Origin of the sequence: Arenivirga flava (genome assembly GCF_030161575.1) — a bacterium.
Classification (GTDB): domain Bacteria; phylum Actinomycetota; class Actinomycetes; order Actinomycetales; family Microbacteriaceae; genus Arenivirga; species Arenivirga flava.
In genome coordinates, this window is sequence record NZ_BSUL01000001.1 from 3156459 (window position 1) to 3180654 (window position 24196).

The 24196-nt window shown below is 66.8% G+C and carries 28 protein-coding genes, 1 other RNA gene and 3 pseudogenes; 21 read left to right on the forward strand and 11 right to left on the reverse strand.

Going from position 1 to position 24196, the window contains the following annotated elements; translation table 11 throughout:
* The first annotated feature begins 35 nt into the window (after positions 1 to 35).
* The 9 genes from QQK26_RS15555 (at position 36) to QQK26_RS15595 (ending at position 7522) form a co-directional block, all read left to right on the forward strand.
* The gene (locus QQK26_RS15555; RefSeq protein WP_284228844.1) at positions 36 to 917 is read left to right on the forward strand and encodes a type II secretion system F family protein; all 882 of its coding nucleotides are present in this window, start codon (positions 36 to 38) and stop codon (positions 915 to 917) included.
* Between the two features lie 319 nt (positions 918 to 1236).
* Complete coding sequence (locus QQK26_RS15560) at positions 1237 to 1773, forward strand: hypothetical protein (protein ID WP_284228846.1); 537 nt, start codon at positions 1237 to 1239, stop codon at positions 1771 to 1773.
* Positions 1774 to 1789: 16 nt separating this feature from the next.
* Positions 1790 to 2086: a hypothetical protein gene (locus QQK26_RS15565; RefSeq protein ID WP_284228848.1), complete on the forward strand. Its 297-nt coding sequence runs from the start codon at positions 1790 to 1792 to the stop codon at positions 2084 to 2086.
* Positions 2087 to 2708: 622 nt separating this feature from the next.
* Positions 2709 to 3119, forward strand: a complete 411-nt coding sequence (locus QQK26_RS15570; RefSeq protein ID WP_284228850.1) for a hypothetical protein — start codon at positions 2709 to 2711, stop codon at positions 3117 to 3119.
* Positions 3120 to 3215: 96 nt separating this feature from the next.
* Complete coding sequence (locus tag QQK26_RS15575) at positions 3216 to 3779, forward strand: hypothetical protein (protein WP_284228852.1); 564 nt, start codon at positions 3216 to 3218, stop codon at positions 3777 to 3779.
* The gene (locus QQK26_RS15580) at positions 3772 to 4173 is read left to right on the forward strand and encodes a hypothetical protein (protein ID WP_284228855.1); all 402 of its coding nucleotides are present in this window, start codon (positions 3772 to 3774) and stop codon (positions 4171 to 4173) included. Before QQK26_RS15575 ends, QQK26_RS15580 begins: the two co-directional genes overlap by 8 nt.
* A gap of 599 nt (positions 4174 to 4772) precedes the next feature.
* Positions 4773 to 5711 (forward strand): tyrosine-type recombinase/integrase, encoded by a 939-nt coding sequence (locus QQK26_RS15585; RefSeq protein ID WP_284228857.1) that lies wholly within the window; start codon positions 4773 to 4775, stop codon positions 5709 to 5711.
* 160 nt (positions 5712 to 5871) lie between these two features.
* Positions 5872 to 6462 carry a PIN domain-containing protein gene (locus QQK26_RS15590; RefSeq protein WP_284228859.1) on the forward strand — a complete coding sequence of 197 codons (591 nt, stop codon included), beginning with the start codon at positions 5872 to 5874 and terminating at the stop codon, positions 6460 to 6462.
* A 97-nt stretch (positions 6463 to 6559) separates the two neighbouring features.
* Positions 6560 to 7522 (forward strand): IS481 family transposase, encoded by a 963-nt coding sequence (locus QQK26_RS15595; RefSeq protein ID WP_284229504.1) that lies wholly within the window; start codon positions 6560 to 6562, stop codon positions 7520 to 7522.
* Here the strand turns inward: QQK26_RS15595 and QQK26_RS15600 are convergent.
* The 4 genes from QQK26_RS15600 to QQK26_RS15615 all read right to left on the reverse strand — a co-directional run bounded on the left by QQK26_RS15600 (position 7519) and on the right by QQK26_RS15615 (position 9732).
* On the reverse strand, positions 7519 to 7800 hold the full coding sequence (locus QQK26_RS15600) for a hypothetical protein (RefSeq protein WP_284228862.1): 282 nt from the start codon (positions 7798 to 7800) through the stop codon (positions 7519 to 7521). The two genes, QQK26_RS15595 and QQK26_RS15600, sit on opposite strands and share 4 nt — an antisense overlap.
* 16 nt (positions 7801 to 7816) lie before the next feature.
* The gene (locus QQK26_RS15605) at positions 7817 to 8278 is read right to left on the reverse strand and encodes a hypothetical protein (protein ID WP_284228864.1); all 462 of its coding nucleotides are present in this window, start codon (positions 8276 to 8278) and stop codon (positions 7817 to 7819) included.
* 99 nt (positions 8279 to 8377) lie between these two features.
* Positions 8378 to 9271 carry a hypothetical protein gene (locus QQK26_RS15610; protein ID WP_284228866.1) on the reverse strand — a complete coding sequence of 298 codons (894 nt, stop codon included), beginning with the start codon at positions 9269 to 9271 and terminating at the stop codon, positions 8378 to 8380.
* Between the two features lie 23 nt (positions 9272 to 9294).
* The gene (locus QQK26_RS15615) at positions 9295 to 9732 is read right to left on the reverse strand and encodes a hypothetical protein (protein ID WP_284228867.1); all 438 of its coding nucleotides are present in this window, start codon (positions 9730 to 9732) and stop codon (positions 9295 to 9297) included.
* A 183-nt stretch (positions 9733 to 9915) separates the two neighbouring features.
* Here QQK26_RS15615 and QQK26_RS15620 point away from each other — a divergent pair, with 183 nt between their 5' ends.
* Entirely contained in the window at positions 9916 to 10752 is an 837-nt protein-coding gene (locus QQK26_RS15620; protein WP_284228869.1) for a DUF3800 domain-containing protein, read from the forward strand.
* Positions 10753 to 10896: 144 nt separating this feature from the next.
* Here QQK26_RS15620 and QQK26_RS15625 read toward each other — a convergent pair whose 3' ends face one another.
* Complete coding sequence (locus tag QQK26_RS15625) at positions 10897 to 12549, reverse strand: recombinase family protein (protein WP_284228871.1); 1653 nt, start codon at positions 12547 to 12549, stop codon at positions 10897 to 10899.
* Here QQK26_RS15625 and QQK26_RS15630 point away from each other — a divergent pair, their 5' ends adjacent.
* The 5 genes from QQK26_RS15630 to QQK26_RS15645 are packed head-to-tail and all read left to right on the forward strand — an operon-like array spanning position 12550 to position 14035.
* A complete protein-coding gene (locus QQK26_RS15630) occupies positions 12550 to 12684 on the forward strand; it encodes a hypothetical protein (RefSeq protein WP_284235385.1) in 135 nt (44 codons plus the stop codon).
* Between the two features lie 11 nt (positions 12685 to 12695).
* Complete coding sequence (locus QQK26_RS16330) at positions 12696 to 12950, forward strand: TadE/TadG family type IV pilus assembly protein (protein ID WP_348520037.1); 255 nt, start codon at positions 12696 to 12698, stop codon at positions 12948 to 12950.
* A gap of 35 nt (positions 12951 to 12985) precedes the next feature.
* A complete protein-coding gene (locus QQK26_RS16335) occupies positions 12986 to 13126 on the forward strand; it encodes a hypothetical protein (RefSeq protein ID WP_348519971.1) in 141 nt (46 codons plus the stop codon).
* A complete protein-coding gene (locus tag QQK26_RS15640) occupies positions 13101 to 13583 on the forward strand; it encodes a hypothetical protein (RefSeq protein ID WP_284228873.1) in 483 nt (160 codons plus the stop codon). Before QQK26_RS16335 ends, QQK26_RS15640 begins: the two co-directional genes overlap by 26 nt.
* 14 nt (positions 13584 to 13597) lie before the next feature.
* Positions 13598 to 14035 carry a pilus assembly protein TadG-related protein gene (locus QQK26_RS15645; protein ID WP_284228875.1) on the forward strand — a complete coding sequence of 146 codons (438 nt, stop codon included), beginning with the start codon at positions 13598 to 13600 and terminating at the stop codon, positions 14033 to 14035.
* 33 nt (positions 14036 to 14068) lie between these two features.
* Here the strand turns inward: QQK26_RS15645 and QQK26_RS15650 are convergent, their stop codons facing one another.
* Entirely contained in the window at positions 14069 to 14734 is a 666-nt protein-coding gene (locus QQK26_RS15650; protein ID WP_284228877.1) for a histidine phosphatase family protein, read from the reverse strand.
* Between the two features lie 392 nt (positions 14735 to 15126).
* Positions 15127 to 16530: an MFS transporter gene (locus QQK26_RS15655; protein WP_284228879.1), complete on the reverse strand. Its 1404-nt coding sequence runs from the start codon at positions 16528 to 16530 to the stop codon at positions 15127 to 15129.
* Positions 16531 to 16588: 58 nt separating this feature from the next.
* On the opposite strand from QQK26_RS15655, the gene prfB reads away from it, so the two are divergent.
* The 4 genes and pseudogenes from prfB to smpB all read left to right on the forward strand — a co-directional run.
* Positions 16589 to 17701, forward strand: a complete 1113-nt coding sequence (prfB, locus tag QQK26_RS15660; RefSeq protein WP_284228880.1) for a peptide chain release factor 2 — start codon at positions 16589 to 16591, stop codon at positions 17699 to 17701.
* 161 nt (positions 17702 to 17862) lie between these two features.
* Positions 17863 to 18843 carry a cell division ATP-binding protein FtsE gene (ftsE, locus tag QQK26_RS15665; RefSeq protein ID WP_284228882.1) on the forward strand — a complete coding sequence of 327 codons (981 nt, stop codon included), beginning with the start codon at positions 17863 to 17865 and terminating at the stop codon, positions 18841 to 18843.
* Complete coding sequence (gene ftsX, locus QQK26_RS15670) at positions 18840 to 19748, forward strand: permease-like cell division protein FtsX (protein WP_284228884.1); 909 nt, start codon at positions 18840 to 18842, stop codon at positions 19746 to 19748. The genes ftsE and ftsX overlap by 4 nt, the downstream gene beginning before the upstream one ends.
* A 74-nt stretch (positions 19749 to 19822) precedes the next feature.
* A pseudogene (smpB, locus tag QQK26_RS15675) lies at positions 19823 to 20290 on the forward strand (SsrA-binding protein SmpB); the annotation flags it as partial.
* Between the two features lie 166 nt (positions 20291 to 20456).
* On the opposite strand, the pseudogene cysE reads toward smpB, so the two are convergent.
* Together cysE and cysK are read right to left on the reverse strand one after the other, a co-directional pair.
* Positions 20457 to 21004, reverse strand: a pseudogene (gene cysE, locus QQK26_RS15680) (serine O-acetyltransferase).
* Positions 21005 to 21030: 26 nt separating this feature from the next.
* Positions 21031 to 21963: a cysteine synthase A gene (cysK, locus tag QQK26_RS15685; RefSeq protein WP_284228890.1), complete on the reverse strand. Its 933-nt coding sequence runs from the start codon at positions 21961 to 21963 to the stop codon at positions 21031 to 21033.
* 229 nt (positions 21964 to 22192) lie between these two features.
* Here cysK and ssrA point away from each other — a divergent pair.
* Positions 22193 to 22563: a transfer-messenger RNA gene (gene ssrA, locus QQK26_RS15690) on the forward strand.
* 715 nt (positions 22564 to 23278) lie between these two features.
* On the opposite strand, the pseudogene QQK26_RS16550 reads toward ssrA, so the two are convergent.
* Together QQK26_RS16550 and QQK26_RS15700 are read right to left on the reverse strand one after the other, a co-directional pair.
* Positions 23279 to 23659 (reverse strand): annotated as a pseudogene (locus tag QQK26_RS16550) (recombinase family protein); the annotation flags it as partial.
* Between the two features lie 4 nt (positions 23660 to 23663).
* The gene (locus QQK26_RS15700) at positions 23664 to 23897 is read right to left on the reverse strand and encodes a hypothetical protein (protein WP_284234350.1); all 234 of its coding nucleotides are present in this window, start codon (positions 23895 to 23897) and stop codon (positions 23664 to 23666) included.
* A gap of 74 nt (positions 23898 to 23971) precedes the next feature.
* Between QQK26_RS15700 and QQK26_RS15705 the strand changes: the two genes are divergently transcribed.
* A partial coding sequence (locus tag QQK26_RS15705) for a transposase (RefSeq protein WP_284234352.1) occupies positions 23972 to 24196 on the forward strand: 225 nt, incomplete at its 3' end.

Genomic DNA, 24196 nt, shown 5'->3' on the forward strand with positions numbered 1-24196 from the left:
GCGGTGCTCTGCGGCATCGGCCTCGGGCTCGGGACGTGGTCGCTCGCCTCCCTAGCGCCGCCGCTGCGCGGCCCCGCCTGCTGCTGCGGGTCGCGCCGGCGGTGGTCGACGTGTCGCCCGAGGCGCGCCGCCTGCTCGCACGGCGTCCCGCCGACCCGCTGCCCGTGCTCGGGTTCCTGCTCGCGCCCATCGCCGACGCCGGTCGCACCCTGCTCGACCGGGTGCTCGGCGGCGGTGAGACCATCGCTCGGCGGCTCAGCCAATCCGGCAGCTCCCTCGACCTGCGCGCCTACCGGTCGCAGCAGCTGCTCTGCGTCATCGGCGGCGGGGTGGGCGGGGCCGTGCTCGGCATCCTGCTGCTCGCCTCCGCCGGCGCCTCGCCCCTGCTGCCGTTCGGCCTCAGCCCGCTCGGCGCCGTCGTCGCGCTGCTGGTGCGGGAGCAGCTGCTGGCGCGTGCGGCGCGCGCACGCCTCGACCGGCTGGCCGAGGAGCTGCCCACGACGCTCGAGTTCCTCACCCTCAGCCTCTCCGCGGGCGAGGGGGTGCTGGATGCGCTGCGCCGCCTCGCCCGCGTCGGCCGCGGCGAGCTGGCCGCCGAGTTCTCCCGAGCCCTCGCCGAGCACGCCGCCGGTCGCCCGCTGAGCGAGGCCCTGCTCGAGCTGAGCGCCCGACTGCGCCTGCCCGTGCTGGAGCGTTGCATCGACCAGCTCGTCGTCGCCCTCGAGCGCGGCACCCCGCTCATCGAGGTGCTCCGCGCCCATGCCGACGACGCCCGCGAGCTCGGCAAGCGCGAGCTGCTCGAGTCGGCCGGGCGCAAGGAGGTCGCGATGCTCGTGCCGCTCGTCTTCCTCATCCTGCCCATCACGGTCGTGTTCGCGATGTACCCGGGCCTCGCCGTGCTGCAGATGGGCTTCTGAGATGGGGGAGCGGATGCGGGGACGGGCCGGCACGGCGCCCGCGGCCACGAAGGCGGCCGGGAGCCGAGCGACCGCTTCGCGCCGCACGACCGCTTCGCGCCGCACGACCACGGATCGACCGACCACGACGAGAGGAACGACCATGCGAACCCTTCGAACGCGAGCCGCGCTCGCCGCGGCCGCGGTGCACCGCCGCGCCGCCGACGATCGTGGCGACGTGCCCGGCTGGTCTGAAATTGGCTAGCACATATGACAGGCAGGTGTATGGAGGCTCGGGCGCAGGCTAGGCTTCACGGGTGGTTGGGGGCGAACGATAGCGATGTGGAATCCGGCGGATTATTTCGGCGCGGGACAACTCTTCGTCGCGATTTTGGGGTTCGGGATTGCCATATGGCAATTGGTGCGCACAGCGGACGCGACGGTCGAGTCCACCCGCCTCCTCGGTGCGAGGCTGCTCGCTAACGACTTGCTCGTACTGCTTCCGGAGCTTGAGGCTCTAGAAGACGCTGTTCACTCTGCAGTGAAATCCGAGGACGCGGATAAAGTTGGCATCGCGCTGGCAAAGTACGCGCGTCGGGCCCAGAGGGTTCACGGACACCTCACGTCAAGCCCAGTGTATGAAGGCGTTGTTCTCGTCGGCCTGATCAATGAGAGCGTTGAAGCCTGCCGTGACGCGAAGCAGAAGCTTTACGATAAGCCCAAAGTCAACATCATCCCAACCGTTCGCGCCGCAAGGCAAAGCATCGATAAAGTAGTTCTAGAAGCAGCAAGTTTCTCAGCTACTCTTCAGAAGGGGACCGAAAGTGGCAACAACAGAAGAAAACGTTGGTTCGGTTCTCGCCGCTCTGATCAGTGAGACTCGCTCAGGGGAGATGCACTGGGAGGACTCCATCGAGCCAACAGAGTACACCGCTCGAACAGGAAAATTTGGTTACTACATCAAATCTCGTGATGAAGACGGTCTCTCGCCCTTCAGGTTCCAAATCTTCTCGGAAGATACACCTTCGCGACCGATCTTAGAGATTGTCTCGGCAGACTTCCTCGAGAACCTGAATGACTCCTTCCGGGAACTCTACAACCTGGCGAAGGGAGCGGCGTCCGGGCTGTCCTCAAAACTCACAGCAGAAGTGCTCGAGGCCATCGAAAGGCATCGCGCCAACCCGTCATAAGTAAGGCGTATTTACTTCAAAACACGCCTGCCCTCGAGCGTCGCCACAGGTTGGTGGAGCTCGGGGGCTTCTCTATTTGGTACTTGCCAGGTACTCTTCTCAAGCCGGGACCATCCTGGTGGGCCAATCTTCTGTACGGTGGAATCCCAAATTTTGGGACGGCATGTGTAGTTAGCACATGGGCTCTTGCAGTACGCGCGGAGCATTCGTGTCTATCTCGGAATCTAGGGCTAACTGGGCCGCATCCTTCTATGGCCAGCCTGTTCATTATCAAGACAGAACTCGTTATACCCCTAAGCCTGTACTGCAGCTAACCAGGGAGCTTCAGAACTTCCTATTCGAGCAAAGTACACTCCAGGGACTCAAGCGGTGTAGTGACAGGTTTCCCTGCAGATGCGCCCTGTGCCCCTTCTGCGCTAGACGCCTTGCGGCCAAGGCGCGACGGGGCATCCACGGCAGTGATGTAGCTAACGCTCCCGCGTTGCTGCTTACCCTCACTACAGCGAGCTCGGCGAGCCTTGCTGAAGCATGGGATAACCAATCGCGAGTACGTGCAAGATTCCAGCGCAAATCATGGCTGTCGAGTCGAACTCAAGGCTGGACGCGAAATTCAGAAATTACGATGACGGACGCCGGATGGCACGTGCACGACCACTTTGTGGTGATGCCCGATGCAGCCAACCACGCCTTCCTCGAGGCGGCTATCCGGCACTGGCTCGCCGCTGCGGAGCATGAGGGCGTGGGAGCCTCGCAGAGCGGCCAGGACGCCCGGAGCTACAGGGATGCCCGGACAGCGGTGGCTTATGCGTCCAAGGGCTGGTTCAAGCCCGCCAAGGGCGCATCGCAGTCCCCGGGTGACATCCTTGCCGCCTTCATAGCCGGAGAGGCCGATGCGGCTGAGCGATGGCGTGAGTTGGAGGATCTTCTTATACAACGGAGGGTAGTTACCCGGGGTGCAGGTGGATGCCTCAAGAAGAACGCGCTGCTCAGAATTGCGAATGTGGAGTCTAGTGAGACCGTTACGAGTTCGTGACCGGATGGCGCCGATATAGCGACTTTTCCGGAATCCGAAAGCCGATAGTACTAGTAGAGGTAGTAGTAGAGAATAAGTCGTTCTACTCGGAATCGAATGGAGTTCGAAATGGCCAGGCCATGCGCTCTCTGCGGGCTCGCAAACCGCGACAACGTAGACGCCCGACTCGTTGCGGGTGCTCGCGTTGTGGACATCGCGGCTGAAGCCCGAGTCAGTGAGTCTGCCGTCCGCCGCCATGTCCGGAACCACCTCTCGCTGCCGCTCTTCCGCGACGGACTCGATGTAGACGATTTGTCGCCTTCTGACCTCATCGAAAAGCTCAGCGAGAACCTCCGTGACCTTGAGCGGGTTCGGAGTGCCGCATTGCGCACTGGTGCGAGCGGGACGGTTATCCGGGCCGCGTCTACTTCCTCAGACATCATCGCCACCCTCATGAACAGGCTTGGCATCGATGACCTGAGTATTGCGGGAGAGCTGGCGTACGCCGAGCAGCTAGCCCGAGCAGTCGCCACCGCCACGCGGTCCAGTCCGGCCCTCGCCGCCCTACTCGCGCCCGAACTCCGCACGGTCGGACTCGAAGCCGAGGCCGCCTCTCTAGATGCCTACGTCGCCCACCTAGGCGCGCTAACTACCCTACGCAAGGAGCCCTCTCATGACTGATAAGAAGCATCCTCTAGAAGGTGCGGAGATTCACTTCCTCCGCTCCATCACCGTCTATTTGGGTCAGCGCCAAAGCCGGGTGTTCGACCGCGGCGAGACCCTGACCCTCACCGCCGAGATTCTGGAATTCTCTCGGGACCGCCTCGGACAGTCTTGGTTCGAAACCGAGCTGGCGAAGGGCTCCGCGTCGCTAAAGATCGCTCGCGGCGCATGGCCGGAGGGGGTGCCGACTTGGATCGCTGGGGACGCAGCTTGGGCTACAGCGCGCGAGCAGGCGCGGCTGGAGGCATGGGCGCATCCCACGCTTGAAGAGCAGCTTGCTGCGCGAGCCGAAGTCAACAGGGTGTACGGCCCCGCGGTCACCTCCCGCACGCTAGGGCAGGTCGTGCGATGAGTGCCCCCATGGCCCCTATGGCGTTTCGGCAGCGCATCGCCGACGTGTTGCGGTCCTTCGGGGCTCCGGCACACGTCCGTGCCCGTTCAGACCGTCAACTCTCCGAGCTACTCGCCGAAGCTGAGCAGAACGCCGTGCGTCCGGACATCTTGGGACTGAAACGGTGGAGCATCAACGCTCGTGCCGACCTTGCAGTGTCCGGCGTTATCGCTTCCGCCGCGGAGGTTACGCGCGACGGGGCAGACTTCTCCGCCGTTGTAGTGCGTCGCCACGTCGCTGCGGGTGGCCGTGGCGGACTCGTCGCGGTCGTGCCTATTGCTGTCCTTGCCGATTTGATCGCGGAGAGTGAGGGTCAGCAGGGTATCTAATCTTGCGGGCCGCTTCCGTCCCCTACATGCGGCGGCCCGCGAGCGCGGATTTTCTTCGGGTCCGCGGTGGTGGCTGGGTTCTCCTTCCCTCAGCCCCCGGGGCCGGGCCTCTGCTGGGGCCCGGCCCTTTTTCGTTGCACTGATGCCGAGATTTCCGAATCTCGGGCTCGTAACGCGACCGCAGTCGCTGCATGACTTGAGCCACACGATAATGTCAGTTATCGTGTGTTTATGAGCGCGAGCGTCCAGGCCACCGACATCACGAGCAACACAACACGCCACGGGGCTCTCGCCGGAGCTTGGCTCGCATCGCTGACCAGCGACAACACCCGCCGCGCGTACCGCCGTGACCTGACGGCATTTCTCGAGTTCCTGGACGGTCACGGGGTCGACTTGTTCGCAGCTGAGCGCCCTCACGTTGACCTCTACCGGCTCAGCATCGAAGAGCAGTCCGCTGCCACGGTGGCCCGCAAGCTCTCTGCGCTGAGCGCGTTTTACCGCTATGCGCAGGATGAGGGGGCGGCGACGTCCAACCCCGTCGTTCGCGTCAAGCGCCCCAAGATCGATGCAGACCACTCTGAGACGCAGGGCCTCACCCGTGCACAGGCAATGGCGCTGCTCGAAGCTGCGAAAGAAGATTCCGCACGCTCGCACGCGCTCGTGGCGCTGCTCCTCTTCACCGGCGCTCGCGTCTCTGAGGCCCTAGGAGCGCGCGTGAGCGACCTCAAGCACAGTGGGGGCCACAGGGTACTTAGCGTGACCCGGAAGGGCGGTAAGCGGGCTCTGCTCGTGCTTCCGGCACAGGTGCTCGACGCGCTCGGCGGCTACCTGGGAACAGGGACGGCTCATGGCACTGAGGTCACCACCGCGGATGCGGCGAGCGCCGCCGATGCCCTGCTCTTCACTACCCGCACCGGGAAGTCGTGGGCGCCCTCTGAAGCCTTCCGCACGGTACAGCGGCTCGCTAAGGGCGCGGGTATTGAAGGGGCGCTCAGCCCGCACAGCCTCCGCCACACGCACGCCACGCTGGCGCTCGACGCCGGTATGCCTCTTGCCGAACTCCAGGATTCGCTAGGTCACGCCGACCCCCGAACCACGCAGCGGTACAACCGTGCCCGGAACCGGCTGGAGCGGTCGAGCGCTCACACCCTGGCGGCGGTGTTGTCCTGAGGTCGCACGCCTGTCGTACGTATCTTCACGCCGGAACAGCCGTACGCCAGTCGGGCGTGCATTGGGGTGTACATCCCATATACACGTGGTGCTAGAGTCAGACCATTGCTCCCCGCCCTCCCTAACGGGACTGGCGGGGCCTTTTTCTTTGGGGGACGTTTTGAGCACCGGCTGGCTCCTGATCGACTATCAGAATCTCCATTTCAGCGCTGGAGACGTGTTCGAGCCCCACGGGACGCCGCCCGAGGACTACCTTGTGCACCCCGACCGTTTCGCCGCGCAAGTCGAAGTCGAGTGGCAAAACAAGTTCGCTCAGCCTCTTGAGATTCGCCGTGTAGATGTGTTTCGGGGACTCCCTGATCCTCGCAAAGAGGGTGCGCTCAACGGTCATGTGAGCAGACAGAACCGCCTATGGACTAGTGGTCGAGTCAACGTCTACACCCGTGCTCTTCGCTATCCGCGGGACTGGCCGAACTCTCGCGCCGAGGAAAAGGGCATCGACGTGCTGCTTGCGCTGTCCTTCTTCCGCGCGGTGCTCGTCAAGAAATCGGACTATGTAATTCTCGCGTCGCGAGACACGGACCTCGTGCCTGCGCTTGAGATGGCCGAGACTGCTGTCCCTGGACGCGCTGCAATCGCGACATGGAGTGGTAGCTCCGTTCTCCGCCCGAAGACGGCGAACCAAATTCCGACCGTGCAACTCGGGCGTGCTGCGTACGAGAAAACTTTGGCCGAGCACGACGGGAGCTAGCTGTACTTCCTTGGGAGGTTGTGAACGTTGGGGGCGTTAGCGAAGGCCTCCGGGACGATGTGAGTTACGACACACATCACCATCCACGGAGGCCTTCGTGACCCACGCTAACGCGCCATTCACCCCGGAGGGCAGGACTCGTCTTGCCCGGTTGATCGTCGAGGAGGGCTGGTCGGTGCGCCGTGCTGCGGAGCGGTTTCAGTGCTCGCCCGCGACCGCGTCGCGTTGGGCTGCCCGGTTCCGGGCCGGGCAGGCGATGACGGACCGGTCCTCAACGCCGCATCGTTCGCCATCGCGGACGACGCGGCGGCGGGAGCGGCGGATCGTCGCGCTGAGGTTCACCCGCCGTTGGGGTCCGCACCGCATCGGCTACCACTTGCGCATCCCGCGCTCCACGGTCGAGCGGGTCCTGGCCCGCTACCGGATGCCACGCCTGGTGCATCTCGATCAGGCCACCGGGCTCCCCGTTCGCAAGGCTGCCCCGGTCCGGATGGAGGCGACCCGGCCGGGCGAGCTGGTCCACATCGATATCAAGAAGCTCGGGCGCATCCCTGACGGCGGCGGGCACCGGATGCTCGGCCGCACGGTCGGGAACCGGCACAACAAGAAGCGGGGCCGGGGTTACGCGTTCCTGCATCACGCGATCGACAGCTACTCGAGGTTGGTCTACTCCGAGCAGCACACGGACGAGCGCAAGGAGACCGCGGCCGGGTTCTGGTTGCGGGCGCGGGCGTTCTTCGAGACCGCGGGCTTCACCGTCAGCGCGGTGATGACCGATAACGGCTCTTGCTACCGCTCCCGCGTCTTCGCGACGGCGCTCGGCGACGTCAAGCATCGACGCACCCGCCCCTATCGGCCACAGACGAACGGGAAGGTCGAGCGCTTCAACCGCACCCTCGCGACCGAGTGGGCCTACGAACGGCTCTACTCCACCGACGAAGCCCGCTCAGCGACCTACGTCGACTGGATCCACCACTACAACCACCACCGGCCCCACACCGGGATCGGCGGGCTCACGCCCGCCGACCGCGTTCACAACCTCACTGGGAACTACAGCTAGCCCCATCCGAAGTGATGGCGGAAACGTTTGGGATCAGCCCGGAACTCAAGAACCTTGCGCACCCGCTCCTCCCGATCTGCGCTGAGTTCGAGCGGAATCATCCGCCCGTCGTCCGGATGCACCCCATACGCCATCCAAAAGATCGTGTGTCCGCGCCCGATCCGCCGCCGCTCGATCTTGCCGAGCATGTCGCCGTTCTCGTTATGCAGCGTCCACGCCTCGCTTCCGGGTACCTTGCGTTCTTCCACAAGCTCGAAGGTAAAGGGCGCCTGAGACATTGAACCTTTCGAGCCCTCAGGCAGTGGATGGCCGCTCGCTCAGCGCCCGAATCCGAGCGACTGTGCGGTCCATTGCGATCTGGACTTCGATGGCGTCTTTCTTCCACTCCGGCCAGTCGGGGTCCTCAAGAAACTTCTGAAACCCCTCCTCGTCATGACCTACCTGCCGATCCCACTGCTCAGGCACGAGGTCTCGGCCAAGGAGTCCAACCAGGGTCAATGCCTCCGCGCCCATGACCTTCCGCTCCTGAGGATCACTTGATCCACCACGGTTTCGGTTCTGGAGAAGGCGGATCATCATTTCCAGGTCCAGCATGAGTTTGGCTTGCTCGATACTGGCACGCCGATCCTCCGCGGCGATGCGACGGGAGTTCACTCGATCTCGCCACGACACGATTAGAGCAACGACTGAAGCGCCTACGGCAACCACGACGGCAGCCGTCTGAATCCATAGAGCTAGGGCCTCTGGGTAATCCACGGGTTTCCTCCTCGTTGTGCACGATGCTGGTTCCATTCAGACACACTCAATGGCGGATGCCGTTTTGCCTTGACCGATGCGTACCCCCTCGACACGGGTCTACAGAATTGGATCGTCCGACTGCTTCCAATCCGGTGGCCAGCGCTTGCGGATGAACCCTGCTGACCACTCCTCGCCCTCTCCGGGCCACGAGGTTGGAGGTGCGTCGCCTTGGAAGACGAACTTGCTCCTATGCTCCGAACCCCCGATGCCTAGCACCCCACCGCCAGGTGTGATTCGCCAGGCGCGCCATACCTTGAACGCGTCAGCGGTCTCGATGTGCACACCGTGATTGGCGGGCAGCCCGTGAGCCGCGGCATCGATTAGAACATCGGGCACATCGTCCCAATATTGTGAGCCGCGTCTTTCGTACTGTCCGTTTTGCAGGACCCACAACCACTCAAGCTGTTCTTTCGTTTCGCGAAACTCACGACGATCAAGGTGCCTGCCGTCGGCGTCTCGCTCGTTCCGCCCGACGTTGCGTTCCAGTGCCGCGAGGCGATCCGCTTCGGCTTGAGCGGTCTTCCGAATGTCCGCCCGAACTTCTCTCATCCCGAGGAGCGACCCCCGCAAAGTACCGTCACGGGCGAACTCATCATGACGAGGGCGATATCTCTGCAAGATGCTCAGCCTGCCCTGAGAACCCAGGGCGAGACCAGTCACGTTGCGACGTGTGAGCTTCGTCCCTCGGATGCTGATGCGGGTGGTCACCTCTTGGAGGACTACGGAATATCCGAACCAGTAAAAGAAAGGAAACAGCGACAGCGGTAGCCAGAATCCGTAGAACAGGGACTGCATCACATCTGCCCAGTCCGGTGGCTGCGTAACGAAGCTCACCGACGTCCAAATGAATAGAGATGCCCCGATGAGGGCGAGTCCTTTGGTTGCCCAGTTGCTACCGCTGTCCTTGCCTTGCCGGGCCACTGCCACCGACGCAGCGACCAGGACAAGCACGATGACTTGAAGGAGAAGCTCGCCTAGGAGCGGAAGGGGGCTGTGTCTAGATAGAACGTGAGTAGGACGGACAACCCGAACGTCTCTTTCATGAGACGAGAGGCGAGGTGTCCTCCTGAGTCAGCTTTAAACGAGCGGTATGCAAGGGGAAACACCACAGTTGTGGTGAGGATGATGGAGTCCTTGAGCAGGTTCAAATCCCACAGCCCGATGCTCCTCGCAAGGCCGGTGGAGATGACTGCTGCACCTGCGACGACCATGAAGACCTTCAGCATGGTGATGTTGAAGACAGCGCGGAGCAGTTCGCTGAGGGATGGGCGAATCTGCCGCCGCACGTTGGGGATCGCGACAAAGATCAAGCCTGTAGCAACGATCACGATCAGAGAGGCAAGCTCTCGTGTAGTAAGCACATCCAGCATGTTGACTCCCTCGGTCAACAGCGTACGGTTCTCCACCGTCACCCATCTGCCCTCCCTACAGCACGAGACGGTTGCCGCGTGAGGTACCTGACGGTCGGAGCCGCACGCCATCGGCGAACGGCGGGCAGTGTGAGATGACGCCTTCGCTTAGCAGAGTGCCGCTGGGCTGAGAGGGAAGGAAGATCGCTAGGGTACGAGCGGCATTCGATGATCCTGGGGGGACTAATGCACGTCGTGTTCGTTGACGATTCGAAGCAAAAGGGCCGCAGGGAGGCGATGGGGAATCTCATCACCCTCGGCGCAGTCGCGTTCGCTGAGGACAAAGTGCGTCCCTTCGCGGAAGCGTTCAACGCCCGCCTCGATGAGTTCGATGTGCCGCGTGAAGTCGAACTGAAGTGGTCTCCTGACTCGAAGACCGACTGGTTCCGCAAGAACAAAAAGACCAGCATTATCGCTCCGCTCCGCGAGGCCATCCTTGCGGACGCTCTCGCACACGGTTGCAGGGTGGTTGCAGCTGTCTGGGATGACGAGCTCGCCGGACTAGGGATGAGAAATCAGACGGCGGAGCAATGGGTGATTCGGTTCCTCTTCGAACGCGTCGAGATGATGCTTCAAAATGAGGGGCACCGTGGGATTCTGGTTTTTGACAAGCCAGGCGGCGATCACCGTGCAGAGGATGCTTGGTTAGGTGAGACAGCGGACTTGACCTCGATAGGCACCGAATTCGTGAAGTCGGAAGCCATCGTGATACCCGTCTTGACTGCACCGTCTCACCGGCATCCACATCTCCAACTGGCCGATCTTGTGACGGGCGTAGTGACCGCAGCCCTCGCAGGATCGAAGTATGGAATGGCCCTCGCGAACATGGTCACTCCCATGTTTCACCGGAATTACTACGGAGGCATTGGAGGCGCGGGCCTCAAGCTCTACCCGGACTCGCTACTCAACCTGCTGCACTGGGTGTTCGAGGAAGAACGTTTCGTGCGTAACGGCATGGGCTTCGCCTTACCTGCGCCAGCGCTCGGGCGCTTCGGCGAGAACGACGGCCTTGCACCATCCTGACCTGCACGACACTGGTGCCACATCTCTTGATAACGGCCTCGAGCCCGGCTGGGCGTCAATCATTTCGCGTAGCCATGACCGGTGTCGGGGCTGTGAGCGCCACGCCGCCGAGATACACCGGGGTGCAGCAGGCTGATCCGAAAGTCACGAGATGGCTGCCCAGCCCTCGGGCTCGGGTTCGAATGAAACCGGATTGTCGAAGCCCATATAGTCCCCGCCAGGCAACTGCCCCAAACTCAGCCGACTGATCCCACGTCCACCAACCTTCACGGATGGGCGGTAGCGGGCGCGGATCATGGCCCGCTGACGGTCGATGGGCAGGCTGCCCCAAGCCTCACGGAGGCGAGCCTCCCAGGCCTCGCGCTCCTCGGTGTCTTTGAACGGAGCATCGTCCGAACGCCGCCACTCATCCAGGAACCCGGAGAGCGCACCACCATCGGCAGCGCGGGAGAGGAGGCGATCTCGCTCCGCTTCGAGCTCTTCTCGTTCGCTGTCGAGGGCTGCCAGATTCGATTTGCCCTGAGCGTGGATCGACTTGAGGGCAGGGTCGAGCAACTGTGCCCCTACGTGCTTCACGTTCTCTTGGTTCTCAATGAGTCGTTGAGCCAGGTCGCTCAGTTTGGCGCTTACGTCGTCGCCAGGAGCCTTGATCCTGTCGTGAAAGAGGTCCGCCAGGAGCGTAGCCGTGAAGAAATCATCGACGGCACCTTGGGCTATCGATGCATGGCGCTGGCTCTTGTCGTAGAGGGCCTTTGAGCATTTGTAGTTCTTGAAGACGTAGCGCTTGCCCGCGGGGACGTTGCCGCGCTCCTTATTGCGCTGGGAATAGCTCGTGGTGCCGTGCATGACGGCTCCGCACTCACAGCGGAGGACGCCGCCGAGCAGGGTCACGGCACGCTCAGACACCGGTGTCCCGGCCTTCACGCGGCTTTTCAGGGCCTCATGCTGTTCCGGCTCGATGATGCGCTCGATCTTGCTCTCTGCGAGCTGCTGACCCTTGTACACGAGCAGGCCAGCATTCCGAGGGCGAAGGAGCAGCTGACGGACCGTCGTCGCGGTCCAGACCGTTGACACCGGGCGCTTCTCACCATCCCTGCTGACTCGCTCCCGGTAGTCCCGGCCCGCCTCGACATCTGCCTCTGAAGGTCGCATCGCGTCCGTCTTGACGCCAGCAGCGGTCCAGTCCTTTGCGATTCTCAGCATGGAGCGCGTCCCGCTGAGGTAGTCGGCGACGGCGGTCCGAATGTATGCCGCCTCCTCCTCACGGACCGTGATCCGGTCGGGCTCGAATCCGAACGGACGGGTGCCCCACAAGGGCATCCCCGCGGCTCGCTCCCGCTCGTAGCGTCGTCGCTGACGTGCATCGCGGATGCGGCCCTCACGACGCCCTGACGTGAAGATCGCTACGGCTGTCTCCTCTCCATTCGGTGTGGAAACGTCCAGCGGGGTCCGGTCGCCCTCGAAGTGCCAGAGAACACCAGCGTCGGCGGAGGTCGAAATGAACTTCAAGCCGTCTTGATACGTCCTCGCCAGTCGCTCGCCTTCAACAGCAAGGAGCACATCGAACTCCTTGGCCTCCATAGCCTTCAGGAGAGCTTGTGCGCCGGGGCGCTTCTCCAACGTGGTGTCGTCGATGCTCTTGCCTGACGCCGCGATGCCGTCGTCCTGGAACACCGGCCCCACGGTGTAGCCGCACTCGCCAGCGAACAGCTTCAGGATCGCAATCTGATCTGCGACCTTTGGCGTTCGCTTGTCCTTATTGCTGATCCGGGCGTATATCGCAGCGCGCAGCTTCATATGTTGAACTCTAGTACTGGCTGGGTGCTGATCACGCTCATGACCGCCGGGCTGGTCCTCATCATCTGGGCGCTCGCCGAGCCTGCGCTCAGCGGGGTCTTCGACGCGGCCATCGCCCGCGTCATGGGGTACTGAGGGGCTGCGCCGTGCATCCGCTCGTCCGCTCCGTGCCCGCTTTCGTGGTGCGGATGCGGCATCCCCTCGCGGACGAGCGCGGTTCGGCGCCGGCGGAGTTCGTGATGGTGAGCGCCCTGCTGCTCGCGCTGCTGCTGGCGGTGCTGCAGCTGGGAGTCGCGCTGCACGTGCGCAACACCGTGACCGACGCGGCCTCGGAGGGGCGCGCTTCGCGGCGCTCGCCGACGGCTCCGCCGCCGCGGGCGTTGAGCGCACGCGCGAGCTGATCGGCACCGCGCTCGGCCCGTCCTACGCCGATGACGTGACGGCGGTCGAGGGCGAGCATCTCGGCGTGCCGTCCGTCGAGGTCACGGTGCGGGCCGCACTGCCGCTCTTCGGACTGCTCGGTGTCGAACGCGGTCTGGAGGTGCGCGGCCATGCGGCCCTCGAGACGCTGCCGTGACACGAGCTCGGCGGTCGGAGCGCGACTGCGCGACGATCGCGGCAGCGCCTCGCTCGAGTTCCTCGGTGCCGGCGTCGTGCTGCTCGTGCCGCTGATCTACCTCGTGCTCGCCGTGTCGCAGATCCAGGCCGGAGCGCTCGCCGTCGAGGGCGCGGCGCGGCAGGCCGCCCGGGTGCTCGTCGCGGCGCCCGACGTGGCCTCCGGGCGGGAATCGGCCGAGCTCGCGCTGGCGTTCGCGCTCGAGGATCACGGACTCGACGACGTCGACGCCTCGCTCGCGCTCCGCTGCGATCCGGAGCCCTGCCTCGGGCGCGGCAGCCTGGTGCACGTGACCGTCACGGCCGAGGTTCCGCTGCCGCTCGTGCCGCCCTTCGTCCAGTCCGCGCTGCCCGTCACCGTGCCGCTCGAGGCCGTCGCCAGCCAGCGCGTCTCGCGCTTCGCGGGAGCCGGGTCGTGAGGGCGGCCGAGCGGATGCGCATCCTCCGCCGCGATGACGGCTCCGTCCTGCCGCTGGTGCTGCTCGGGGCCTTGCTCGGCCTGACGCTGATCATCGTGGCGATGGGCGCCACCTCGCTCTACCTGGAGCGCAAGCGGCTGCTGAGCCTCGCCGACGGTGCCGCGCTCGCCGGAGCGGAGGCGTTCGACCTGGCCGGCGTCGGCCCGGGCGGCGACTGGCGCGCGCCGAACCTCGACTCCGGCGACGTGCTCGTCACCGTCGAGGACCACCTCGCTGTGGTGCCCCACCGGCTCGAGGGCCTCGAGCTCGTGCAGGCCGGCACGCCCGACGGCCGCAGCGCCCGCGTCGTGCTCGCCGCCGAGTGGCGACCGCCGGTCGTCGGGGTCGTGCTGCCGGAGGCGCTGCGCCTCGAGGTGACGACGACGGCGCGCTCGGTGCTCGTCGCGCCGTAGGGGCCTTCCGCGACGTCTGGTCTCGACGCCGCCTCAGCGAGCGGTCGCGGGCGACTCGCCGGCCGGGCCGCCGACGGTCGTGTCGACGCGGTCGCCGCCGAGCGCCTCGCCCTGGAAGGTGCGCACGATCCACTCGCCCTCGGGGGTGTCCTCGGCCACGACGACGCCGGTGTTGTGCATCGGGTTGCTCAGGATGTGCTCGCGCGGCACGTTGATGCCGCGGATCGAGGCCCACGCGCGGATCGCCGCGCCGTGGCTCACGAAGGCGACGGTGCCCCATCCGCTCTCCTGCGCCTCCGCGATGACGGCGTCGTAGCGTGCGACGAACTCGTGGCCGTCCTCGCCGCCCGGGATGCGCGCACCGAGGTCGCCCTGCGACCAGGAGTAGACGGCGGTCATGTAGGTCTCGACGCTGGGACGGTCGCTGTGCATCTCGAGGTCGCCCGAGGTGATCTCGCGGATGCCGGCACGCTGGATCGGCTCGAGGTCGAGGGTCGCGGAGAGGTGTGCCGCGGTGATGCTGGTGCGCACCATGTCCGACACGTAGATCGCGTCGATGCGCTCGTCGCGCAGCGCCCCCGGCAGCGCCGCCGCCTGCTCGAGGCCGAGCAGCGTGAGGCCGGGGCCGGGCAGCCGGGTGTCGAGCACCCCCTTCACGTTCGACGGTGTCTGTCCGTGGCGGATGAGGATGAGGCGCACGTCGCTCCCTGTCTGTTCGGTGCGCCCAGGCTAACCGCGCAAGGGCGTCATCCGTCCCCACGACGTAGATCGTTGGCACTCGCGGTCGGCGAGGCGCGGCCCGAGCGCCGGAAGTGGCAACGATCCCGGCGCGAGCGACCCGAGCGCCAGAAGCCGCGACGATTCCGAGGCGCGGAGTGGGCCAGGGGACACCAGTTGCTCCCCGCGGACTCGGGAAGCGCAGCTTCCGTCCCCTCGGCGGGCATCGTTGCCACTCGCGGTCGGCGAGGCGCGGCCCGAGCGCCGGAAGTGGCACCGATCGCGGCGTGCGGCGTGCGGCGTGCGGGGTGCTCAGTCCCGCGGCGTGCGGCGTGCGGGGTGCTCAGTCCCGCGGCGTGCGGCGTGCGGGGTGCTCAGTCCCGCGGCGTGCGGCCCGGCGCGTAGCGCGGCAGGTAGCGCAGGAACACCAGGCCGCCGATCACGCCGAGCACGCCCATCGCAGCGCTCGCCGCCGAGAGCGACACGAGCGCGGTCAGCCCCGAGATGATGAGCGGAGCGGATGCGGTGCCGCTGTCCGCGATGAAGCGCCACGCCCCGAGGAAGGGCGCCGGGTCGCGCGGGTCGGCCAGGTCGGCGCCGACCGTCATCATGATGCCGCTGCCGACGCCGTTGGCGAGCGCCAGGAAGACGGCGACGGCGCCGAACCACCAGGCGGCGGCGCCGACGTCGTGCGTGAGGGCCAGGACCAGGTGCCCGAGTCCCAGACCCGTCATGGCGGGCACCGCCGACCAGGCGCGGCCGAAGCGGTCCATGATCCATCCGCTCACGAAGAAGAGGCCGAAGTCGATGGCCGCCCCGAGGCCGATGATCAGCGCCGCGTCGCGCTCGCCGATGCCGAGGCTCACGGCCCACAGCGGCAGCAGGGTCATGCGGCTCGAGCGCAGCGCCCCCATGAGCAGCACGCCCCAGCCGAGCCGCAGCAGCACGTCGCGCCGCCGCCACAGCGTGCGGAAGGTGCCGGCGGATGCGGCGGGCGGGTCGTCGTCCGCCCCCGGTCCGCGCTCGGTCGGCTCGAGTGCGGTGCGCGAGCCGGCGCCCGCTCCGAGCTCGGGCGACTCCGCCCTCGGGCGCTCGGCCGCGTTCGCTCCGAGCCCGCCGGCTCCGCCCGCCGCGGTCCTATCGGCAGCGCCGCCCGGACCCCGCCGCGCAGCGGCCCCGGCACCGCCGAAGCCGCGCAGCCCGGTCTCCGGGTCGCGCAGCGCCGCGAGCAGCACCACGCAGGCCAGCGCCATGACGGCCTGCACCCAGAACACGTTCCGCGCGTCGCCGGTCAGCTCGATGATGAGCGCGCCGACGAACGGGCCGATGAAGAGCCCGAGCCGGAACGAGCCGCCGAGGGTCGACAGCGCCCGGGCGCGCACCCGCAGCGGCACCCGCTGGGTCATGAACGAGTGCCGGGCCAGCGCGAAGGCGGTGGTCGCGATGCCGAGCACGAGGATCGCCGCCGCGAGCACGGCCGGGGTCGGCGCCAGCAGGCAGCCGCCCATCGCCAGCAGCGCGAGCACGCAGCTGGCGATCATGGCCGGGCGCTCCCCGATGCGGCTGATCACCCATCCGCTCGGCAGGTCGCCGATCAGCGTGCCGATCATGAGCATGCCGGCGACGAGCCCGGCGATCGCGAGGCTGCCCCCGGCGTTCGCCACGATCTGCGGGATGACCGGCAGGATGGCGCCCTCGCCGGTGGCGAAGAGCACGGTCGGCAGGAACACCGGGATCGCCACGGAGCGCCAACGGAAGGGCTGCTCGGCGACGCTCATCACCGCCGAGCCTACGCCCGTCGGCGCGGGCCTCCGGGGCGGTAGGCTGGTCGGCACAATGCTGGACGACTTCAACGATCAGATCGCCGCTGCGCGGGCCACCTTCGCCGACATCAAGGCGGTGGTGGACACCGAGCGCCTCGAGCGCGAGATCGCTGAGCTCAGCGAGCAGGCGGGCGCCCCCGACCTCTGGGACGACACCGCGAACGCGCAGAAGGTGACCAGCGCGCTCAGCCACGCGCAGGCCGCACTCGGCCGCGTCACCGCGCTCGAGCGCCGGCTCGACGACCTCGAGGTGCTGGCCGAGCTGGCCCGCGAGATGGAGGACGACGACAGCGCCGCCGAGGCGGAGACCGAGCTGAAGTCGATCGAGAAGACCATCGCCGACCTCGAGGTGCAGACGCTGCTCGACGGCGAGTACGACAGCCGCGGCGCGGTCGTGACCATCCGCTCCGGTGCCGGCGGCGACGACGCCACCGACTTCGCCGAGATGCTCATGCGCATGTACCTGCGCTGGGCGGAGCGGCACAAGTACTCGGTCAAGGTGATGGATACCTCCTTCGCGGAGGGCGCCGGCATCAAGAGCGCGACCTTCGAGATCGACGCCCCCTACGTCTTCGGCACGCTCAGCGTCGAGGCGGGCACGCACCGCCTGGCGCGCATCAGCCCGTTCGGCGGCGCCGACAAGCGACAGACGAGCTTCGCCGCGGTCGAGGTCATCCCCGTCATGGAGGAGGCCCAGGCCGTGGAGGTGCCCGAGAACGACATCCGCGTCGACGTGTTCCGCTCGTCCGGCCCCGGCGGCCAGTCGGTCAACACGACCGACTCGGCGGTGCGCATCACGCACATCCCGACCGGCATCGTCGTGTCGATGCAGAACGAGAAGTCGCAGATCCAGAACCGCGCCGCCGCCATGCGCGTGCTGCAGACCCGCCTCATGCTGCTGCAGCGCGAGGAGGAGGCCGCAAAGAAGAAGGAGCTCGCAGGCACCATCACCGCGAGCTGGGGCGACCAGATGCGGTCGTACTTCCTCTACGGCCAGCAGCTGGTCAAGGACCTGCGCACCGGACACGAGGTCGGCAACCCCGCGATCGTGCTCGACGGCGACCTCGACGGCTTCATCGCCGCGGGCATCCGCTGGCGCAAGCAGCGCGCTGGAGCTGAAGGCTGACGCGAAGCGTCAGTGCGACGCCAGCGCCGATCGAGCTGTGCTCGATCGGTTCGATGACGAGCACCGGGCGCTCTGTTCATAAGGAACCCTCAGGGACCCGCCGCCCCCGCGCGGGTGTCGCTCCCGGGATCGCGGATGCGGCGACCTAGGCTCGTGCCGTCATGATTCGATTCGACCAGGTCACCAAGCAGTACGCGCGCACCGCCCGCCCTGCCCTCAACGCGGTCGACCTCGAGATCCTGCGGGGCGAATTCGTCTTCCTCGTCGGCGCATCGGGGTCGGGCAAGTCCAGCTTCCTGCGGCTGATCCTGCGCGAGGAGCGCCCCAACCGCGGGCAGATCCACGTGCTCGGTCAGGACCTCCAGAGCCTGCCGAGCCGCAAGGTGCCGTACTTCCGGCGCAACCTGGGCGTCGTGTTCCAGGACTTCCGCCTGCTGCCGAACAAGACCGTGGCCGAGAACGTCGCGTTCACGCTGCAGGTCATCGGCAAGAGCCGCGGCTTCATCCAGGAGGCCGTGCCCGACGTGCTGCAGATGGTCGGCCTCGGCAACAAGTCGGAGCGCCTGCCCCACGAGCTCTCCGGCGGCGAGCAGCAGCGCGTCGCCATCGCCCGCGCGATCGTCAACAAGCCGCAGCTGCTGCTGGCGGACGAGCCGACCGGCAACCTCGACCCCGCCACGAGCCAGGGCATCATGAACCTGCTCGAGCGCATCAACGCCAACGGCACGACGGTGGTCATGGCCACCCACGCCGCCGATCTGGTCGACCAGATGCAGCGCCGCGTCGTCGAGCTCAGCGCGGGTGACATCGTGCGCGACGAGCGCGGCGGCGGCTACCAGACGCAGGCCGTGCCGATCCAGGCGCCGGCGGACGCGGAGCCCGTCGCCCGGCGACGCGATCTGCGCGAGACCGGCGCGGTGACCATCCCGAGCACGCCGGTGACCGCGGCGACGGACCTGCCGTCCGCGCCCGAGTCGCTGCGCACCGGCCAGCAGCCCGCATCCGCTCCCGCCGCGACGGAACGGCCCGCCAGCGCCGCGCAGCCTGCGAGCGCCGCCCAGCCCGGCGACGACGACCGCGACCCGCGCGGCTTCGACAAGCCCATCCGCAGTACCCGGTTCGACAAGGGGGACCGCGCATGAGGTTCGCACTCGTCATGGGCGAGGTGGGCCAGGGCCTGCGTCGCAACCTGTCCATGGTCGTCTCGGTCGTGCTCGTCACGTTCATCTCGCTGACCTTCGTGGGCGCCTCGGCCCTGCTGCAGCTGCAGGTCAACGAGATGCGCCAGTTCTGGAGCGACCGCGCCCAGGTGGTCGTCTACATGTGCACGGAGTCCGCGGCCAACTGCGAGGGCGTGGCGGCCACGGATGCGCAGATCGAGGCGGTGCAGGCGGAGCTCGACTCCGACGTGCTGCAGCCCTTCGTCTCCTCCATGTCGTACGACACCCCGCAGGAGAGCTACGACCGCTTCGTGCAGCAGTTCTCGGGCACGCCGACCGCCGAGCTCGGCAGCGCCGAGAACTTCGGCGGCACCTTCTGGGTCAACCTGGTCGACCCGGCGCAGTTCGAGGTGCTCACCGAGTCGCTGGCCGGCCTGGCCGGCGTGGACGAGGTCGTCAACCAGCTCAGCTACCTGGCGCCGATCTTCGACGCCCTCAACGCCTCGAGCGTCGCGGCGATCGGCATCGCGGCCCTCATGCTCGTCGCGGCGGTGCTGCTGATCGCCACGACCATCCGTCTCTCCGCCTTCTCCCGGAGGCGCGAGCTCGGCATCATGCGCCTCGTCGGCGCCTCGAACGCGTTCATCAAGACGCCGTTCATCCTCGAGGGCATCGTGGCGGCGCTCATCGGCTCGGTGCTCGCCTGCGCCGCACTGGTGGCGCTCGTGCACTTCTTCGTGGGCGACTACCTGACGGCGCAGCTCACCGCCTTCAGCTTCATCGACCTCGACGAGGTGTGGCTCGTGCTGCCGCTCGTGATCGGCGTCGGGGTGCTGCTCTCGGCGCTCAGCGCCCAGTTCGCCATCAGCCGGTACCTGCGGGTCTGAGGCCCGTCCGCGCGGTAGGCTGTGAGGCTGCCCGCACGGTCCGGTGCGCGGCGATGGACGGATGAGGTGAGACGGTGCCCAGGGAGCAGGGAGAGCGCGTCGTCGCGACGAACCGCAAGGCGCGACACGACTACTCGATCGAGGACACCTACGAGGCGGGCCTCGTGCTCTCGGGCACCGAGGTGAAGTCGCTGCGCGAGGGCAAGGCCTCGCTGGTGGACGGCTACGCGTACATCGACCGCGAGGAGGCGTGGCTCGACAACGTGCACATCCCCGAGTGGGGATCGGGCTCGTGGACGAACCACGCGACCCGCCGCAAGCGCAAGCTGCTGCTGCACAAGGCGCAGATCATCAAGATCAGCCAGCGCATCCAGGGCGGCGGCTACACGCTCGTGCCGCTCAGGATCTACTTCAGCGACGGCAGGGCCAAGGTCGAGATCGCGATCGCGAAGGGCAAGCGCGAGTACGACAAGCGTCAGGCGCTGCGCGAGCAGCAGGACAACCGCGAGGCGCAGCGCGCCATGCGCTACCGCAACCTGGGGGTAGGGCTCAGGCCGCGCTCCGCCCAGCACATCGCCCCCTGCTTCTCCGCCCCTCCGCTGTCCTCACCAGCCTTTGGGGCGCTTTGGCGACGCTGGGGCATGCGGGCGCACGCCCCGTTGTCGCCGATGCGCCCCAACGGGAGGATGAGGCGGGTGCGACCCGGCCTCAGATCCCCGCGCCCAGGTCGAGCTCGACGGGTACGGCTGGACCGGTGCCGATCTGCCGTGCGGGCACGCCGACCAGCGTGCTGCCCGGCGCCGCGTCGCGGGTGACGACGGCGTTCGCGCCGACGCGGGTGTCCGCGCCGACCGTGACGGGGCCGATGACCTTGGCGCCGGCGCCGATGACGACGCGGTCGCCGATGGTGGGGTGGCGCTTGCCGGTGCGCAGCGTGCGCCCGCCGAGCGTGACGCCGTGGTAAATCAGCACGTCGTCGCCGACGACCGCGGTGGCGCCGATCACGACGCCCATGCCGTGGTCGATGACGACGCGGCGGCCGATGCGGGCGGCCGGATGGATCTCGACGCCGGTGAGCGAGCGGACGAGCTGTGAGAGCAGCCGGGCCGGCAGCCGCAGGCCGCGCGCCAGAGGGTGTGGGACGCCCGGTGGGCCCAGAGCGCGTGCATGCCGGAGTAGGCGAGCACGATCTCCAGGCCCGACCGGGCGGCGGGGTCGCGGGCCTGGACGGCGCGCACGTCCTCGCGAAGCCTCATGCGACCAAGGCTATCGGGCCGTGAGGTCAGGCCAGGTCCTCGTAGAGCACCGTCGAGAGGTAGCGCTCGCCGTAGCTGGCGAGGATCACGACGATGGTCTTGCCGGCGTTCTCGGGTCGCTTCGCGAGCTCGAGCGCGGCGTGCACCGTGGCGCCCGACGAGATGCCGGCGAGGATGCCCTCCTCCGTGCCGAGGCGGCGGGCGGTGGCCACCGAGGTCGCGATGTCGACGTCGATGATCTCGTCGTAGACCTCGCGGTCGAGGATCGGCGGCACGAAGTTGGCGCCGATGCCCTGAATCTTGTGCGGGCCCGGGTTGCCGCCGTTGAGGATCGGCGACTCGGCGGGCTCGACGCCGACGACCTGCAGGCCCGGCTTCTGCTCCTTCAGGTAGCGGCCGGCGCCCGTGATGGTGCCGCCCGTGCCGATGCCGGAGACGAAGATGTCGACCTCGCCGTCCGTGTCCTGCCAGATCTCGGGGCCGGTGGTCGCGTGGTGGATGGCGGGGTTCGCCTCGTTCGCGAACTGGCTCGCCAGCACCGCGCCCTCGCGCTCGGCGGCGATCTGCTCGGCACGGGCGACGGCGCCCTTCATGCCCTCGCCGCCCGGGGTGAGCACGAGCTCGGCACCGTAGGCGCGCAGCAGCAGCTTGCGCTCGTTCGACATGGTCTCGGGCATCGCGAGCACGACCTCGTAGCCGCGCGCCGCGCCGACCGCGGCGAGCGCGATGCCGGTGTTGCCGCTGGTGCCCTCGACGATCGTGCCGCCGGGCTGCAGCGCACCGGACGCCTCGGCGGCGTCGACGATGGCGATGCCCAGGCGGTCCTTGACGCTGGCGGAGGGGTTGTAGAACTCGAGCTTGCCCAGCACGGTGGCGCCGACGCCCTCGGTGACGCGGTTCAGTCGCACGAGCGGGGTCTTGCCGAAGGCACCGGTGATGTCGGCGTGGATGTTGGCCATGGGTTGCAGACGCTCCCTTGTCGGTCGGACGGGTCGTTGCGAAGCCTAGTGAGAGCGGGTGAGCGGTGACCTCGCGTGACGGCTCGATGCATCCGCTTCGCTCTGAGCGGATGCGCGGGGCATGCGCCGCGGGCGGGATGCGGGTTACACTGAACGGCCCGCCGGAAACGGCGGACACCGCTCGCGAGGGCGGCTTGGCAACTCCACAGCGCATGACGACGGCCCGCAGGGGGATGATCGGTTTCGACATCGCCTGGATGCGCACGAGAAGCGGGCCGAGGACGCGGGGTTATCTCGTTAACGCCCTCCGCAAACCAATAGGTGCCAATGCTAAGCGCACCGACTTCGCCCTCGCCGCCTAAGGCCAGCGCGTAAGTCCGTCAGACCGGGTTCGCCTCCGCCCCGGTTCCTGGCGTCATCTAGGAGGCTCGCTGCGCGGCGACGCCTGAGCGTCGCGCGGGACTTGTACTCGGGCTGGGCCTGTCGATCCAGGGGCTCATGGCAAGGATCGGGGCCGAGTAGAACGCCTTCATGAGCTGCGCCCGGAGAAGACGTGCAAACTCAGCGATGGACGGGGGTTCAATTCCCCCATCTCCACCATAGGAGGCTTATTAGAAACACCGTCCGCTGAAGCGGCGGTGATCAAGTAAGTCCAAGTCGTCGTCATGCGCTGTGAGCTGTCGAGAAGGCCGTCCTCCTGGGCGGCCTTCTGCTTTGCGGGGACGTTCCGCGCGAATGCAGCGTTGTAAGCCGCCTTGATCGCCTCAGCCCCGAGCCCAGCGTCCGATGCTCGGTAGGCTGCCTCCGTCGCCAGCAACTGGCCGAGCGGCTCGTTGAGCTCGGCGCCCTCCACGACCTCATCGCTGATGTAGAGCCGGTGGAAGATCGCCTGGTTGAGCCGGCGCCGAACCTCGTCCTCCGCGACCACGTAGAGCTCCTGCGGGTTCTCGAGGAGACGAAGGTTGGCCTCGATGTAGCGCACGCCCATCTTGAGATCGGTCTCGACGCCACCAAGCTGTCCGGAGAGGCGCTCGCGCTCGAGCTTGATCTTGGACAGTCGCGCCCGGATGCGAGCCTGCGGAACCTCGGGATCGGCCGCGAGATCGAGGAGGTTCTCCTCCTGCACGTCGTAGGACTTGAGCTGCTCGCGGAGCTGTCGCTGGAGCAGGCGCTGAGCGTCGGACTGGTCGGCGATCGTGCCCGTCATGAGGTCGCGCATCGCAGCGATGAAGTCGGGGCCGAAGCGCTTCGTCTTGTAGAAGTCCTCGACCGCGTACTCAACGCGCAGCACGTTGTGGTGCGGCTGGTTGCAGTCGCGCTCTCGCCGGCCAGGGCAGAAGAAGTAGTAGTACTCGCCGCCATTGCGCCCAACCGCCCGCTGCAGGATGAGACGCTGCTCGACACCGAATCGGCGCCTGCATTCACCGCAGTAGACGGAGCCCTTGAGGTAATGGTGGTGCTCACGGCGACGCTCACCCGAACGACCTCGTGATTCGACGAGTGCCTGTACGGCATTGAACAGTTCTTCGTCAATCAGCGGCTCGTGGCGCCCGGCGAACTGCTCGCCCTTGTAGCTGACGATGCCGACGTAGTAACTGTCGGTGAGCATCTGGTGGATCTTGTTGACCGATACCGGGCCGGCGGGGCGACTTGCTGTCGGGCGCGTAGTGAGGCCGCGCTCCGTCAACTCGTCCACGATGTCATTGAGGGTGTAGTTGCCGGTGGCGTAAAGCTCGAACGCGAGCTTGACGAAGGGGCCCGATCGGGTCGAGACCGACCGTGCGGATTTGCCGGCCCTCGCTCGAGTCGATCACGTTGAGGTAGCCGAGCTTGGCCTTGCCGAGCGTTCCACCGCGCCTGGCCTTCTCGCCCATCTTGAAGGCGATGTCAGCTCCTGAAGCCTTGGACTGGTACTCATTGATCACGGCCAGCATGCCGGGGACTGCCCCGACTTTGGTTGACATCTGAGTTCTGAGGCCCGTGGGTCTCTGATGGAAGGATGTTCCCTGTGCCGAAGCCGTATCCGAAAGAGTTCCGTGACGATGTCGTGGCCGTCGCCCGACGCGGGCAAGCGCCGCTGGTCCAGATCGCGAAGGACTTCGGGATCTCCGAAGGCTCGTTGACGAACTGGATCAAGCGCGCCGACATCGAAGACGGCGTTCGTGCCGGTGCGAGCGACGCCGACCGTGCCGAACTGCGTGAAGCGAGGAAGCGGATCCGTTTGCTCGAGCAG